This is a genomic window from Neochlamydia sp. AcF95 (assembly GCF_018342455.1).
In the GTDB taxonomy this organism is placed as follows: Bacteria; Chlamydiota; Chlamydiia; order Chlamydiales; family Parachlamydiaceae; genus Neochlamydia.
This window is the reverse complement of sequence record NZ_JAEMUC010000033.1, coordinates 1-16,649: the sequence shown is the minus strand read 5'-3', so window position 1 is coordinate 16,649 and position 16,649 is coordinate 1. Positions and strand designations below refer to the sequence as shown.

Here is a 16,649-nt window from a genome sequence, read left to right as displayed (position 1 = left end):
CAGTGTTTAAAGAAATAATCAAAAGTGAAAAAATTCAAAAGCTTGAAGAAGCTTTAAAAAATCATGATTCCATTCTTATTGAAGAAACATGGAATGCAGCCAAAGCTTTTATAGCCTCTTTAGCCAAGCAAGCCACTGGCAAAAACATTCTTATTTTAACAGGGGCTAGCTTAGAAGAGACCCGCTTATATCACGATTTTCCATTTTTTGCTGGGCAATCCGCTATTGAATTTCCCGCTTGGGAGACTTTGCCCTCTGAAAACATCGCACCTAGCCCTGATGTAGTGGGCGAGCGGTATAAAGTTTTAGAACAGCTAATGCAACAAGAAGGCCCTCACATTATTCTTTCTGGCTTGCAAGCTTGCTTGCAACGTCTGATCCCTCCCCAAAAATTTAAGCAGCTCTACATGCACCTGACCCTCCAAACATCTATTCCTTTTGAAATTTTTACAGAGCGCCTAGTGAGCATGGGGTATCAAAGAAGAGCTGTAGCTGCGGATAAAGGAGAATTTGCAATTCGCGGCGGAATTATTGATATTTTTCCTGTTTCTTCCCCTGATCCTTTTCGACTTGATTTCTGGGGAGATGAAATTGAATCCATCCGCATCTATGATCCTATTGGGCAAAAGTCTATCCGAAGTGTAGAAAAAATAGAGATTCCACCTGCTAAAGAGTTGGAATTATTAAAACCTGAGCCTCATCTATGCACACTCTTGGATTATTTAGGTCCTGAGACTATCGTGCTCTTTGATGATATACTCGCTTTAGAAGATCGTTATGCTTCTCTTGTCAATATTTGTGGTAGCTCAACGCCTACTTTTTGCAGCATCGGACAATTCATGGAAGCGATGGCCCCCCTACAAAAAATCTTTCTTAGTCAAAATCCTATAGAAGAATTGAGCGAAGTTCGCATCCTTGATAAAACTTCTACAAATTATTATTCTAGACAGGCTCCTCTCTACAAGCTCTCTTTTTATCTATTCGCAAGCGAATTTCAGGCTCGACGTTGGTCTCATCCTTTCATTCCTCTTAGTCATTTCCTGTTGCCTGAGCAGGCAGAGAATGCGGAGATTAACGGCCAAGAAATTCTCTTATCCCTTTCTAAGCTTGGGCGATCAGATTATCATCTTCATTTTCTTTGTGCCACTGCCTTAGAAGAAAGTAATCTAAAAAAACGCCTTCATGAGGCTAATATTACCCTTCCGGAAAATACTTTTTTCCACCTTCACTACTTATCTAGCGGATTTGTCTTAGAAGATCAAAAGCTGATCATCTTACCTGCCACCGAGATCACGCATCGATATAAAATTCGCCGACAGAAACAGCGCAGCACTTATCATACTACCCCGATGGAGAGCTATGATTTATCTGCAGGAGAGCTTGTGGTGCACCTCAATAATGGGATCGGTAAATTTATTGGATTAGAAAAACGCCCTAATCTTCAAGGGACACTCAGTGAATATTTTGTCATTGAATATGCTGACAACGCTAAATTATTTGTCCCTCTTAATCAAGCCTATTTAATTAGCAAATATATAGGAGCTAATGAAGAAATTCCCAAACTGCATCATCTAGGCAGCAGTCGTTGGAAGAAAACTAAAGAAAATACTGAGCGGGCTATCATGAGCTATGCGGCCGATCTTTTAGAGCTATACGCTAAACGCTCTATGAAAGAAGGCCATGCCTATTCGGAAGACAGCCCAGATATGCAGGCTTTCGAAGAAGATTTTCCTTTTGTGGAAACTGAAGATCAACTAGCTGCTATTGCTGCCATTAAAGCTGACATGCAAGAAAAAAAATGCATGGATCGCCTGATCTGTGGCGATGTGGGATATGGGAAAACAGAAGTCGCTATGCGTGCTGCTTTTAAAGCAGTGGTTGACGGTAGCAAGCAGGTGGCGGTCTTAGTTCCCACCACCGTGTTAGCCATGCAGCATTATGAAAATTTTGTTGAAAGAATGAGCAGCTTCCCTATCAATATCGCCGTCCTGTCTCGCTTTCGTTCCACCAAACAGATGAAAGACACCTTAGAGGGCATTGCTAAGGGCTCTGTCGATATTGTTATTGGTACCCATCGTTTGATAGGCAAAGATGTTATTTTTAAAGATTTAGGGTTGGTTATCATTGACGAAGAGCAACGTTTTGGTGTTAAAGCTAAAGAACAGCTGAAAAAAATTAAAAACTCTATTGAATGTTTAACGCTTTCTGCTACGCCCATTCCACGCACCCTTTACATGTCACTCATCGGAGCACGCGACATGTCTATCATTAACACTCCCCCTCAAGATCGCTTGCCTATTACTACTCTCATCACGGAATCTAATGATGAAACACTTAAGAGTGCTTTATTACGTGAATTATCTCGTAATGGCCAAGCTTATCTTATCCACAATCGTGTAGAATCCATCTATGAGTATGCCGCTCGCCTCAAAAAACTTTTACCCCACGCTCGTATTGTAGTAGGACATGGACAGATGAGCAGCCAAGAAATAGATGCTGTTTTCCATGCTTTCAAAAGCGGCCAAGCAGATATCTTGGTAGCTACGACAATTGTAGAAAACGGGATTGATATTCCTAATGCCAACACTATTTTAATCGACCGTGCCGATACTTTTGGGCTAGCGGATCTATACCAATTGCGTGGCCGAGTAGGCCGATGGAATAGAAAAGCTTATGCTTATTTTATGGTTCCTCGTCTACGCTCGTTGCCAGAACTTTCGCGCAAAAGGTTGAATGTGTTGATGGAAGCACAAGGATATGGTGGCGGTATGAAAATTGCTATGCGCGATCTTGAAATCCGCGGGGCAGGAAATATTTTGGGCCATGAGCAATCCGGACAGGTAGCCGCTATTGGCTTTCATTTATATTGCAAGCTACTAAAAAGAACTATACAGACTTTGCAAGGTAAAATATCCAGCCTGCTTGTGGATACTAAAATGGATTTTCCCCTGCTAGACGCACGATTGCCAGAAGAATTTATTAATGAAGTCAGCTTACGCATGGAAATTTATCAAAGACTAGGAGAAGCCATCACCCACGAAGAGGTAGAGGCTATCTGGGAAGAAATTAAAGACCGTTTCGGAAAACCTCCTGAAGCTGCTAGCTGGCTATATCATCTTACAAAAATACGTGTATACGCTTCTACCCACGGCTTTACTCTTTTAAAGCTCGATAAGTTTTCTTTAAGCTTAGAGCAGCAGAAAGGTAAGCAGACAAAAAATAAGCGAACGCTAATAGGTCCCTTTAAAAATGGTGAGCAGCTGGAGAGCAAGGTTATTCAAGCTATGCAAGAGATGTAAAAAGCAATTTAAGGAAATCCCTTGAGAGCTGGCCCTTAACATGGGAGCTTATTTTGCCATCTTTATATAAGCTCTGCACACATACGGACGTTAAAGGTGAAGAAATATATAAGCCTAAAAGGTTGTTTTTTTATACATTCTTAAGAGCAGCAGTAATCAATTCACTCAACTCAATCGTTTCAGGCAATTCTTTCAAGCATTTTTTAATAGCTTGTTGGGCAATCAGTTGATTGTAACCTAGATTGATCAAAGCGCTCATCGCATCTTTAATCTTCTGAGCCTGGGGGTCGGTTGAGGGATAGACAACAGGCTCTTCAGAATCAGGAAGCAGTATAGCTGGAATTTTATCGCGCATTTCTATCATCAAACGTTCTGCAGTTTTCTTGCCAATGCCTGGAACTTTGCTGATGGTAGCTATCTCATGATTATGAATAGCCCGCTGCAGCTCACGCCCTGATAGATGACCTATAATGTTTAAGGCCATCTTTGGCCCTACGCCTGTTACATTCATTAAAGCTTCAAAAAGCTCGCGATCTTCGCTATTTAAAAATCCATATAACGTCTGGGAATTTTCTCTAATGACAAAGGCAGTGTAAAGCAAAACATCTTCCTGTAGGGAGGGAAGCTTTGCAAAAAGATTTGCAGGAATTAAGATTTTGTAGCCTATACCACCACTTTCAATTACAGCAAATAAGGCGGTCAATTGCGTTAAAGCTCCTTTTATATAAGCTATCACTTCTCACCTGTTATTTAATATTAAATTTCCGCTTCATAGAGACTCTTACATTGGGCCGCATGGGCATGGCAGATTGCCAACGCTAAAGCATCCGCAGCATCCTCCGGCTTAGGAGGCTGAGCGAGCTTTAAAAGAAGTTGCACCATCTTTTGCACTTGTCCTTTGCTAGCGCTTCCATTGCCTACCACCGCCAGCTTAGCTTTAGAAGGCGAATATTCAAAAATAGCAATCCCTTTTTTCTTGGCTGCTAAAATTGCAATTCCTCGTGCCATTCCTAGCTTAATCGCACTTTGCACATTTTTACTGACATACTGCGTTTCCACGGCAAGGGCCTCAGGGGAATACCGATGAATAAGAGCCTCTAGTGCATTAAAAATAACCAGATAGCGCTCTGTTAATTTATAATTAGCGGGCGGGCGTATACACCCATAATCTAGAACTTGATAAACATTTCCTAAAACTCTAATAATGCCATATCCTGTGATGCGCGTGCCAGGATCAATTCCAATAATTATCACAAATATCCTTTAATCAAATAAATTTTGGCGTAAGGGAGAAGAGGCAGGCCTTGCATCAAACAAAGAAGGCTGCGATTCCAGTTGCTCATCAGGAAGAGAAGAGTGCTCATCATTTAAAGAAATCTGCGCAGACGCCTCTTCCCATTCAAGAGGTCTCTTGGGTGTAACAGTCCCCCCAGAAAGCTCGCCTTGCGATATAATATCCTGAGCCCCTATCACATGGCTTAAGCTAGCCAATAAGCTATGCATCTGCTGCTGCTTTTCTTCTAAGGTTTTAAGATTTTCCTCCGCCTGTTGGTATTTGGCTTCCCATTGGGCTACCTGGCTCTCAGTCGCTCGAATAGTTTCCTGCAACAGGTGTTGAGTTTTACTTTCCTGCATTAACTGCTGTTCAAAAGAGTTTTGCCTTTCATTCATTTTGATTTTAAGCTGATTTAAATTTTCTTCTAGATCAGCAATCAGGGATTTTTGCTCTTCAATTTTTTCATTAAGAAGGGCAACCTCTTTAACTTTTTTACCCAAATGCTGTTGAGCTACTTTAATGCGCGCATCTTGCTCCTCTTGATAACGAGTCATTATAGATAGAGTATCTTCAAGTCTGAATTTTTCTTGAGAAAGATAGGTAATTTCCTTTTGATCGGCTTCTACTTGCTGTTCTTTTAGCTTAAATAAATCTTGCTGCTGCTGTAAACTGCTTTCAAGCTCTTGAGAATGCTGCTGTTTTTGCCTCTCTGCCTCCAACTGCTGTTCATGCAGCAAATTCTCTAATCGTAACAGCTGCTCTTTGAAATCATTTTCTTTTGTTGAGATTTGCTCAAGTTTGCATTGGAGGGCTTTATTCTCATTTTGCTGGGAGGCTAGGGTCTCTTCACCTTGCAACACCTTATTATAAAGAGCTATTTTTTCACTTACGGCATTCATATAGCAGCTTTCGATTTCTTTAGCTTCCCGCATACCTTTAGATAAATCTTCCTTAATGAAGGTGATCTCCTTTTCTAACTGATTAAAAAGCTGGTCTTTCTCAGTCATAGAGGTTTCTAAGTGCATTTTCTCATCTTTAATTTTATTAAAAGCTTCTCTTTCTTCGGCTAATTTTGTTTTAAGAGAGCTAAATTGTAGTTGCAAAGCATGAATTTCTTCCACTAATTCCTGTTTCTCAGCCTTTTCATTGTTTAAGGCCTCTATCTGCTGGTGGATGCGCTTCTGTGCTACCTCCAATTGCCCGGTAAGATTAAAAACAGCTTCTTCGGAACGCTGAAAATCTTCTCTTAGCTGATTGAGCTCTAAATAAGCTTCTTTGGATCTTTCGTGCAGATGTTTAAGTACGCGCTCTAGTTGAGTAGAGTGCTTTTGGATTTCGGCAAGCTTTTTAGCTAAAGCATGATTTTCCATCTTTAAAGCATGGATATTTTTGGGCTCTTGCTCTAGCTTTGTCTCCGTGCCTAGCATATCCTCTTGCCGTCTATCGTGAGTGGGGTCTTCCTGAATTAGCTCATGAATCCTTTTTTCTTGTTCTTGTACGACTAATGTCAATTTTTCTAGCTGTTCTTTCTGCTGTTGATTTTGCAATAAGGCTTCTTGATAAGAGTCTGCTAACTCAGAAGATCTAGGCAAAACAGCTTGATCATTCTCTTCTTTTTGCTGAGCTTCCTTTAAATCGGCTGCTAATTGATCATAAAGAGCTTTAAGGCTTTTTTGTTGCTCTAAAAGAGCTATATTTTCTTGAGTAAGCTTTTTATTATGTAAATGTAATTGATAAGCTAAGTTACTTTCCTGCTTATTTCTCTGATGGACATTTTCATCTGCAACTGGGCTACTTAAAACATTTTTCTTTTTGTACCTAGCTAACATATTCTTCAAATTATCCACGCTTTCCTTTCTTTTATAAGAAAGATTGCGAGAAGGTTTGAGGGGATCATTTTCTGATAAAAGCATAGTTTGTTCTAACTTCACGTTTTGAAGCTCCTTCTCCAGTTCATTAGCTTTATCCTTTTCAAAAGCAAGATTTTGAAAGAGCTGTTGTGGCTCTTCATCTGAGTAAATGTGACGGTTGCTCAAAACTTACCTATTAAGAAATATTTGGACAGACACCTATTTTTGCTCTATAGTATATTCCTTTTATACTTAAGTTTCGCTTTATAACTCAAGAGATGCATAACCAATTAAGGTTAAAAAGCATGAAAACCCCTTATTTCCCCTGGCTCTCTAGGCCTCCAAAAAATATTATCGTGAGAATGCCAAATTGGATAGGTGACGCTGTCATGGCCACTCCCCTATTAACCGATTTAAGAAGGCAATGGAAAGAGGCTAAAATTACAATTATATGCCAAACGCCTATCGATAAGGTGATTCAAAACAACCCTCATATTAACTCTATCTACGCATTTAAACGTCCTACGAGCTGGTTAGACAAGCTTCATCATGTGGAGGTGATCGATTTTTTGCAAAAAGGCCAATATGATTTAGGTCTTCTTTTAACAAATTCTTTCTCCTCAGCTTGGTGGTTTTTAAAAGGAAAAGTTCAACATCGCCTTGGATTTGCTGACGGGTTTAGAAGCCTTTTGCTAAATAAAGCTATACCATTTCCGAAAAATAAGGAATTCCAACATCAAGTTATTACGTATAAAACGTTACTCGGCCCTTTAGCCATCCCCCTTTCCTCTACACCGCCCCAGCTTTACGTAAGTACGCAAGAGCTCCAAGAGGCTCATCATTTTCTACGTAGCTGCGGGCTTGACCTTCAAAAAAACATTTTGGTAGGCATTAATCCTGGAGCAGCTTATGGCTCGGCTAAATGCTGGCCACCTGAGCGCTTTAATAAATTAACGAAAAAATTATTAGAAAACCCTAATGTTTTTATTATTTATTTTGGCGATAGTAACGGGGTTTCGGTGGTCAACCAAATATGCCAAGACTTACCTAGCCGTGCGATTAATCTAGCAGGACGCACATCTATTCGCGAATTGATCGCCCTGCTAAAATGTTGCTCTATCTTTCTTACAAATGATAGCGGGCCTATGCACATGGCTGCTGCTTTAGGTGTACGTTTGCTAGCACTGTTTGGCTCTACGAATGAGATAAAAACCGGTCCTTATCCGCAAGGGTTGGTGATTCATAAGCATGTCGAATGCTCTCCTTGCTACAAGCGTGTATGCCCTATTGATTTTCGCTGCATGACCAAGATCGAGGTTGAGGAAGTCTATGCACAACTTGAAAGATTATTAAAAGAAAATAGCTGTTGATAAAAAAATAGCCTTTATTAACCTCTTCTTGAGGCTTTCCTTAGGGAATAAGTCTAGAAAAGGTTGTTAACAATTTATCGATTCATTTTCAAGAATGCAGCTCTTAAGAAATTAGCTTGGCATAAAATAATAAGCTGCCAAAATGGTGCCTCTTTCTTTATTTTTGAATTTTGAAGAGGATTTGTTAAATGTTCGGCAAATTTTTCTTTGCGTTTTGTGTTTTCTTAAGAAAGGAAACCGGAAGGCTTTAAACGATTTTTAAGAAAAAAAGCGCAAGACAAGCGCTAAAGATCGTTAAAATATAAATCAGATAGACCTAATTTTTAATGGCTCTATCAAGCTCTTTTAAGACTTTTTCCCTCTACTTTTTTTGAAGTGTGTCTAAAAATGAGCTTTAAGCTAGGCATAAACGCAAAAAACTTCCCAAAGTCTTGCAATAAATTAAAAAATTTAATTAATTTGACTTCTCAAGAAATGGCTCTTGAAAAATTCTGTGGCCAAAGAATAAACTATCTTTCTTATCCGCGCTAAGGTTAAACCGTGTAAAGATAATAATTCGTCAAGCTACTTGCTCCCAGTATGCCTTCAAATTTTTGAGACTACATGATAAAAGAGAATGATCATGGGTAATAATTTTATTTTTAAGGAATATATGCATGAATTATGAAAGGGCAATAGCCAAGCTCAATAGCATTCAACAACCTCACCTCCTTAACTATTGGCATGAACTTAATGAAGGAGAAAAAAGCTTTTTATTGCAACAGATTGAAAATTTAGATATCGATACTTTTCATGAGCAACAAGCTGCAATTAACGCGCCCTTGCTTTGCGACATTTCTGTTGATCCTTTTCTAGATTATCAAAAAGTGGGCTCTTTAGAAAATGCATTACTTGGTAAAGAAGCGATCGAGCAAGGACGCTCGGGATGCTTAATTGTAGCTGGAGGGCAAGGGACACGCTTACATTTAGAGGGACCTAAAGGGTTATATCCTATTAGCCTCATACGCCATAAAAGCCTTTTCCAGTTATTTTCTGAGAAGATTGTAGCAGCAAGCAAGCTGGCTCTTCGTCCTCTCCAAGCAGCTATCATGACATCTCCTCTTAATCATGGGATGACCGTGGCCTATTTTAAGGCCCATGCGAATTTTCAATTAAGAAAAGAACAGCTTGATTTCTTTACTCAACCCATGCTCCCCTTTCTAGATGATGCGGGTAACCTTTTCTTAGAAAAAAAAGGGTTGCTAGCTGAAGGGCCCAACGGCAATGGAGCCTGCCTGCATCAATTTTGGCAAGAAGGTCTCTTAGCTAAATGGAAGGAAATGGGCATTGAGCATTTAAATTTTGTTATGATTGATAATCCCTTAGCCGATCCTTTTGATGCTGAGCTATTAGGTATGCATATTCGTAATCAGAATGATATCACTATCAAGTGTACGCTTCGAGCAGATCCAGAGGAAAAAGTAGGGGTTATCGTCAAACAGCAGCAAAAAGTTCAGGTCATTGAATATACTGAATTTCCCGAAAATGAGCGCTATGCCAGGCTATCCGACGGCTCCCTTAAGCACCCCTGTGCCAATATCAGCTTATTTTGCATCAGCCTATCATTTATTGAAAAAATTTGTAATAATAAAAGAAAAATGCCTCTCCATGCTCTTCACAAAAAGGCACCTAGCTTAATCGATGCGGCCCAAAAAGGATGGAAATTTGAGCATTTTATTTTTGACATTTTTCCTCTTGCTGCTAAAATTCAAGCGCTACTTTACCCACGCGAAAGGTGCTTTGCTCCTCTAAAAAACTTGAGGGGTCAAGACAGCCCTACTAGTGTCCAGGATGCCTTGCAAGCTAGAGATCGACAAGTATATGAAGAGCTTTTTAGCAAGAAAGCTCCTTTGGCTCCCTTTGAGCTAGCACAAGATTTCTACTACCCTCTTCCTTCTTATGTGAACCAATGGAAAAACCATGCTATGCCCCCTGAAGGCTACTTAGGAGAAACGGGATGCTTGGATATTTAAAGCCCTCATTCCACTTTACCCATCTCTTCAAACGCTTGGTTTCACCCTTCTTCTACAATCAATTTCATTGGGAAGAGAGACAGGTTTTTTTAAATTTTTTACTAGCGTAGGGATTAGCGATGAGGAGAAGTAGGCTTTTATTTGCCAACCGAATAAGTCTAAACTACAATCAAAAGCAAAAAATTGATAATTTTATGAAAGATATAACTTAGGTAAAAATTATGAAAGTAGGATTCCTAGGAGCCGGAAGCTGGGGGTATAGCCTGGCATCACTATTAGCTTCCAAAGGATATCAATTAATCTCTTGGAGCGCACGACCTGAGCTCGTTAAACATTTAACGGAGAAGCGTGAACATCCTTACTTGCCAGGCCATACATTCAATGGCAACATGAAATTTACAACAGATATAAAAGAGGCCTTGCAAGGAGCTGATATGCTTGTTGAGGCTGTCACCTCAGCAGGCATTCGCCCTGTCTTTGAACAAGTTAAAAGGCTAAAACTTCCTAAATGCCCTATCGTTATTACCTCTAAAGGAATTGAGCAAAATACAGGGCTTATTCTTCCTGATATCGTCGTAGAAGTGTTAGGAAGAGATACTCGCAAGCAAGTAGCTTTTTTAAGTGGACCTAGTTTTGCTCAAGATGTTATACGAAAATTGCCCACTTCTGTCGTTGGCTCTGCTTATGATCCTGAAGTGATGCGCCTTGTTACCGATACTTTTACCACTCACACTTTTCGTGTTTACCCTAATCCTGATATCCACGGAGTAGCCTATGGCGGAGCCTTAAAAAACATTATCGCTATTGCCTGCGGCATGGCTGAAGGATTAGAATTAGGCCATAGTGCTAAAGCAGCATTAATGACACGTGGCTTGCATGAGATTCGCAAGCTCGCTGTTGCTAGAGGCTGTAGGGCTGAAACATTAAATGGCTTATCAGGAATGGGTGACTTATGCCTAACCTGCAGCTCCTTGATGAGTCGGAATTTTCGTTTTGGATACCTTTTAGCACAAGGCTTATCCCCCCAAGAAGCAGCTGTTAAAATCGAAATGGTTGTGGAAGGAGCCTATACCTGCGTCTCCACCTTACAACTTAGCCATCAGCTAAATGTAAGTATGCCTATCACTGAGATTGTTTATAAGATTATTTACGAAAGCCTTGCCCCCCAGGAGGCTGTTAAAGCTCTCATGCAAAGAACCATTAAAGAAGAACATCTTTAAAAATTTTCTCTAATAATGATGCAGGACCGAAAACTTAAGTGAGATAAAGCATGAAAGTCTTTACAGCACAGCAGATGAGGAATTTAGAAGCGCAAGCCTACCAAGATAGCGCTTCGGAAGAATTTTTTATGGAGCAGGCAGGCGCCAGCATTGCTCAAATGGTAGAAGAGTATCTTAACATCCATCAGCTTACTAAATATATTATCTTATTGTGTGCCAAAGGTAACAACTCAGGAGATGCTTACGTAGCAGGATGTTATCTTTTAAAGAAAGGATGTAAAGTATGTGCTTTGCAAGCTATTTCTTTAGAAGGAGGTTCCCCTTTATGTATTAAAAATTATCACCGTTTTAAACAAGCAGGTGGGCAGATAGAAGATCCCTCTTTTTCCTTTCCTAAACAAGGAGTTATCTTAGATGGCTTTTTTGGCACAGGATTTAAAGGAAGCCTACAAGAGCCTTTTGCTAGTATAGTAGGGCGTGCTAATGCCTCTAAATTACCTATCTTAGCCATCGATATTCCCTCAGGACTAAATGGAGACACGGGGATGGCGGAAGGCAAAGCCATTCAAGCAACTAAAACTCTTTTTCTAGGTGCACCTAAAAAGGGTTTCTTTATAAACGAAGGATGGAACTATGTAGGTAACTTGCATTATATAGATTTTGGGATGTCTAAAGAATGTATCGATCATGCTCCTACCGATATGATCATGCTGACTAAAGACATTGTGCAGCCGCTACTTCCTCCTATTAAGAGAGGTTGGCATAAATATGAACGTGGCTATGTAACAGCTATAGCAGGCTCTCCTCACATGCCGGGAGCTGCCTTTCTCTCTGCAAAGGCAGCCTTAACGGCAGGTGCTGGCATTGTACGTTTAATTCATCCTAAAGAAATGGAAGCTGCACTTGCAGCTGCCCCTGTAGAATTAGTGCGGCAAAGCTATTGTTTGCAAAATCTGGAGGCTATCCTTGAGCCTATAAATAAAGCGTCTGCTTCTTACATAGGGCCTGGTATAGGAAAAACAGAAGAAACTTCTTACCTTCTTAAATATATCCTCAAGCATATTAAAAAACCTTGTGTCTTAGATGCAGACGCACTAACTCTGCTATCTGAGAATCAAGCACCTTTACCTAAAGGGCTAGTGTTAACTCCTCATCATGGAGAAATGTTGAAGCTTTTAAGAATAGAGCAAGAGCATCTTACCTCAGGAAAACTACTAGATATCGCTCAATCATTTACTAATGATAAAAATGTTACCTTAGTGCTTAAAGGAGCTCCTACCTTTATTTTGCAGCCAAACTTGCCTATACATATTAATCCAAGAGGTGATGCAGGAATGGCTACTGCAGGAAGTGGAGATGTATTAACGGGGATAATTGCAGCTTTGCTAGCGCAAGGTTTGCCGCCTCCTCAGGCCGCAATCTTAGGAGTGTGGTTGCACGCTATAGCGGGTGAACAGGCAGCTAAAAAGAAAACCTCTTATTGTATGACAGCCTCTGATATAATTACTCACCTTCCCCATGCTTATAAAGATCTATTAAATAAGGCGATTTAACCCTAGCTTAACTCCCTTTCTGCTAACTTCAATCTTCCGATAAAAAACATGCTGCCAAGTAGGCCTTTTGAAAACACTCAAGCTGTGATTATATGCTTTTTAGCAGCTTCCTTTGCAAACATATACTTAATAATAAGCTTTTTAAGGAAAGAGCCAACCTCCTTAAGGCTCATTTATTTTTCAGATTATGCAGGCAAAGTTCTTTAAACAGTAGGATTTCTAGAAGCCCTCTTAGTTATACTAAAAAAAAACCGAGCCTACCCCTTTTAAGCAACTTTTCTATGCAATCATCTACACTTCTCTCTACCAGGAAGAGCGAAAAGAAGAAAGCTAATAACCTTTTTGAATGGGGTTCGTGCCTTTTTCGAGTGAATAAAAAAAGCTAAGATAGGCTCAACTTATTTTTTACAACGACTTACTAGGCAAGGTTTAAGGTTTAACTTGCTGGGCAATCTTAATGATTTCTTCTAATATTTGATTAAAAGTATTTTCTCCTATAGCCACTCTTTCTAAGGTAGAACTAAAGAGCTCTAACGTGAGCATGATTAGGCCAATAATAGAAAAGCAAAGATTTTTATTGAGACTTCTTTCCCCGTAAAGCAGGATATAACGATAATTAAGCTTAAGATTTACTTCATCCATCTCAAATCCCGGAAGTTCAATCAAACGATTTAAATAGCAGATTAAGCTACTTACTTGGGTAGAAGCTTGAGGATGGACGGTGAAAGGAAAAACAGCTTGAAATTGGAGGCGATAAAAGGGATTGTCTGCAGGGCCAAGACCCTGCATCAACTCTTGTTTTGAAGCGGTTATCTCTAAAATTTTTTCCCGTTCCTTATCATCTACGCCTAGAAAGAGAAGGAGACGTGGATAGAGAATTTGATCGGTAGCTTCTATGTAAGAGCAGTCAAATTTTTCGTCCATCAATGCTTGTTGAAATTGCTTTAGAAATTTTTCTTCTATCATTGTGTTTGCTCTTTTAAATAGTTAATTATATTTTTTGGCCTTTAAATTGTTAAGCTGCTGCTTCATTAACGCTAGCAGCTCTGTATCATCCATTTTAAAAAAGTCTTTTAGTTTATCCATCAAAGCATTCTTATCCACTTGATCTGCCGTCTTTTTAAGGGCTTGATAATCTATTCCCATTTTTTCTTTTAGTATCTTTTGAGTTTCTTCGTCAAACTCGAAAGAAGAGTGGGGATCTAAAAATTTTTCCATAATAATTAAAGGCAGATTCATCGCTTTCTTTTCAGCTTGGGTAATTAAGCCATTGGCTATAGCAAAATCTGCACTACCAGCTTCCTTCAAACGATTCTGCAATTGCGTGATTTTTCCTTTTTTTCCTATCCAAGATTCCACCTTCTGGCTTAATCGTTCTTGTTTTTGGCTTTCTTTTTCTAGCATTTTAAGGTGCCTTTCATGCTTTCTATCCAATTCCTCCATCATTTTTTCCAGTTGTGTTTGCTCCCCATGGCTTTCTAGCTCATCGATTTTCTTTTTCGTTTCTTTGTGTAGTTTTTCAAGAGTTTTTCTTAACTCAATAGGATAAGCAGTAGCCTCCAATGTCTTTTGCTGCTCCAATAAACCTGCCAATTGCTCATATCTAGCACTTGTAATCTTTAGCGTACCTATCCGTTCTTCTTGCTTATTTAATTGCCAAGCACGGATTTTAGCAGGAAGCTGAAATAAGCTAAGACGCACCTCAACTCCCTGGAGCACACATTTCAAAAGATGAGGTTTATATCTATAAAAGAAATAGAGCCCTATCCCCATTACTGCTATTCCTAAAACAAAAAAGCCTAAGCCAGGCAGAGCCATACTCGAGGAAGCTAAAGCAATCACGCCGGTAAGGGCTAAAACTTGTAAAGTAATCGCTAGAGTAGTGGAAAGACAGGCAAGGATAAGTTCTATATTTGCGGATACAAGCCTAAAATTAAAAAACTTCTTTTCATTTCTGGCTTTTAATTCTGCTAGCGTTTGCAAGCTATTTCTTGTCATCACGTTGAGAGTATCCTCAGTTTGATCAATATCTTCTATAAAATTTTGGAGTAAGAAAGTTCTAAACGCAGGTTCGGTAATCTTTTTTTCAAAAGTTTCTTTATCTATAATCCCTTGCGCTTCGCACTCCATGCCCTTCTCTTCCAAATTATCTTTAATTTCTTCAAAAGAAAAAGCTTGAAATCTACGTAAAAGTAAACGCTCTTCACGTTTGGCTAAAAGATCTTGCGCTTGTTGAAAACTCCTAGGATCTTTGGTAAGCTCTAGCATCCAAATCTCATGAGTGGATCTAGCTTTTTGAGCTTGCCATACGCCAATCGTTTTCATTATTATATCTAAGAAAGATAGGGTCCAACCCAGGGCCGTTTTTCCAGCAGGGACTGCCAGCTTTAAGGCACTTAAAACCAAGCTAGTACTTTTAGCAGCTATGAAACTCGCTGAAATAGTAAAGTTAATGATTTTATTTTTTAATTCCAGTTTTTGGGCACTAATAAACTCGCGGAGAATCCTAATAGAGTCTTTAAGGTTTTCATCCTGCGGATGATGTTTAAATTCTTTCACTTTCTGTTTTAAGAGTTTTTTTGCCTGCTGATACTGAACGCCTTGTACAATCAAAACAGCGCCTTTTCCAATAATCTCCACGCCCCGCAAAACCGTTCGTATAATTGACACGGGCAAGATAACGTTTCCTACTATTTCTCCTAATTTTGGAGGAATGCTTATAACGGGTGCTATATAGCCATAGGGTTCAAGGGCTAATTTATGCAGTTTATCAGGTGCCCATTGAGTTGCTTTATATGCATTTCCTAAATGCCTTTCTATTTTTTTTCGCTTTTCAGTTTTCTTAATAAAATTATCTAAAGCATAAACATTTTTCTGCTCGGCAAGCGTTGTTATAGGCTCTGCTTCAAGCAATAAGAGGGTTTCTATATTCTCTAATTCTTGTTCGACTTTGGCTATTATTACTGCGGATTCTGCCTTAAAAGGCTCCTCTTCATTTAAAACCTCTACTCGATTGATCACTAGGGCACGGTCAGAAGGTTCTATTCTCTCGATAGAGTTAGAAGATATGATAGAATTATGCTTAGCTGTTCTAGAAACTTGAGGCTCATCTGCCAAAGGAACGGGAGGGGCTGGCAGGGAAGAAGATTTTAAAGCTTGCTGGGAACGTATAAGAGGAGGCTGCATGGTTAATCCTTATGCATAAAAGATTTTCTTACTAGGATGGAAAGTAGGCCGAAACTCTACCGCTGCTTTTTTATCCATATCTTGTGAAATAAAAGCTTTTAGTTTAGTTATCCAATAAAATAAATATTTTATAAATTTATTAAGCCTTTGAATAAATTGAAGATAATTCAACTCATTTTTATCAAAATATTCAAATAAAACTAGAGAGCGTGTTTGTTCTACATACCCTAAGCTTGCTCGTCCTGTTTCTCTGCCAAAAAGATTGCCTTTTAAAGCCATTAAGCTTATCCCCTCTTCTTTTTCTAAGGGAAGGCTGCCTACGCTAGAATAAAGATAAAACCCTTCCTGATCGAGAGATTTTTCAAAGGTGATAAGATAATGACCATTCATTAAAAGCGTGCAAAGTCCTGAGCTATCAAGCTGAAGTCTACCTAATTGTTTAGATCTCCCATATTCAAGCAGCAGATCTTCTAACTCCATACACTTCCTTAATAAAAAGGTTATTAATTTAAACTTTATTATAACAAATAATAATTATTAAATTCAATTAATTAAAATATTAATTAAAAAGCTGTTTACTTATTAAATCTTACATATATATAAGCAATATTGTTTTTTTAATAATTTCTAAGAAATAAAATATTTTTAATTACTCAAATCGTCGTTTGGTAGGCAAATAGAGCTTTGAGCAAATTATAGATTTGCTAAAGGTAATGATAGATGTAGAAATACAGGTGGCAAGCCTCGGAAGAATCCTGAATGCTACTTGCAGAATTTGCCAGCCTTGTTCTCTTGCTAAAGAGATATAGCCCAGATTCCGCAAGTTGTAACGATCCCAAAATATTATTTTTAAGTAATTTTGATAAATTGATTTTAGCCTATC

Annotated in this window: 11 protein-coding genes; 5 read left to right on the top strand and 6 right to left on the bottom strand. The window is 39.1% G+C overall.

The window, feature by feature from the left end; all coding sequences use genetic code 11:
* Window positions 1-2: 2 nt before the first annotated feature.
* On the top strand, window positions 3-3,299 hold the full coding sequence (gene mfd, locus NEOC95_RS03225) for a transcription-repair coupling factor (protein ID WP_213151548.1): 3,297 nt from the start codon (window positions 3-5) through the stop codon (window positions 3,297-3,299).
* 130 nt (window positions 3,300-3,429) lie between these two features.
* On the opposite strand, the gene ruvA is transcribed toward mfd, so the two are convergent.
* The 3 genes from ruvA to NEOC95_RS03210 are packed head-to-tail and all read right to left on the bottom strand — an operon-like array spanning window position 3,430 to window position 6,506.
* On the bottom strand, window positions 3,430-4,035 hold the full coding sequence (ruvA, locus tag NEOC95_RS03220; protein ID WP_213151546.1) for a Holliday junction branch migration protein RuvA: 606 nt from the start codon (window positions 4,033-4,035) through the stop codon (window positions 3,430-3,432).
* Window positions 4,036-4,055: 20 nt separating this feature from the next.
* Window positions 4,056-4,553, bottom strand: a complete 498-nt coding sequence (gene ruvC / locus NEOC95_RS03215; RefSeq protein WP_166155887.1) for a crossover junction endodeoxyribonuclease RuvC — start codon at window positions 4,551-4,553, stop codon at window positions 4,056-4,058.
* A 9-nt stretch (window positions 4,554-4,562) separates the two neighbouring features.
* Window positions 4,563-6,506, bottom strand: coding sequence for a coiled-coil domain-containing protein (locus NEOC95_RS03210; protein ID WP_213151544.1), 1,944 nt, complete (start codon window positions 6,504-6,506; stop codon window positions 4,563-4,565).
* Window positions 6,507-6,787: 281 nt separating this feature from the next.
* Here NEOC95_RS03210 and waaF point away from each other — a divergent pair, with 281 nt between their 5' ends.
* From waaF to NEOC95_RS03190, 4 genes are all read left to right on the top strand, one after another.
* A complete protein-coding gene (waaF, locus tag NEOC95_RS03205) occupies window positions 6,788-7,795 on the top strand; it encodes a lipopolysaccharide heptosyltransferase II (RefSeq protein ID WP_249270150.1) in 1,008 nt (335 codons plus the stop codon).
* Between the two features lie 656 nt (window positions 7,796-8,451).
* Entirely contained in the window at window positions 8,452-9,807 is a 1,356-nt protein-coding gene (locus NEOC95_RS03200; RefSeq protein WP_213151539.1) for a UTP--glucose-1-phosphate uridylyltransferase, read from the top strand.
* Window positions 9,808-10,028: 221 nt separating this feature from the next.
* Window positions 10,029-11,027: an NAD(P)H-dependent glycerol-3-phosphate dehydrogenase gene (locus tag NEOC95_RS03195; protein WP_213151532.1), complete on the top strand. Its 999-nt coding sequence runs from the start codon at window positions 10,029-10,031 to the stop codon at window positions 11,025-11,027.
* A 50-nt stretch (window positions 11,028-11,077) separates the two neighbouring features.
* A complete protein-coding gene (locus tag NEOC95_RS03190; RefSeq protein WP_213151531.1) occupies window positions 11,078-12,580 on the top strand; it encodes an NAD(P)H-hydrate dehydratase in 1,503 nt (500 codons plus the stop codon).
* 429 nt (window positions 12,581-13,009) lie between these two features.
* Here NEOC95_RS03190 and NEOC95_RS03185 read toward each other — a convergent pair whose 3' ends face one another.
* Genes NEOC95_RS03185 through NEOC95_RS03175 form a run of 3 tightly spaced genes read right to left on the bottom strand, consistent with a single transcriptional unit; the run spans window position 13,010 to window position 16,246 of the window.
* The gene (locus tag NEOC95_RS03185) at window positions 13,010-13,546 is read right to left on the bottom strand and encodes a type III secretion system chaperone family protein (protein WP_213151530.1); all 537 of its coding nucleotides are present in this window, start codon (window positions 13,544-13,546) and stop codon (window positions 13,010-13,012) included.
* Window positions 13,547-13,567: 21 nt separating this feature from the next.
* A complete protein-coding gene (locus NEOC95_RS03180; RefSeq protein WP_213151529.1) occupies window positions 13,568-15,766 on the bottom strand; it encodes a hypothetical protein in 2,199 nt (732 codons plus the stop codon).
* Between the two features lie 9 nt (window positions 15,767-15,775).
* Window positions 15,776-16,246: a type III secretion system chaperone gene (locus tag NEOC95_RS03175; RefSeq protein ID WP_213151527.1), complete on the bottom strand. Its 471-nt coding sequence runs from the start codon at window positions 16,244-16,246 to the stop codon at window positions 15,776-15,778.
* Between the last annotated feature and the right edge of the window lie 403 nt (window positions 16,247-16,649).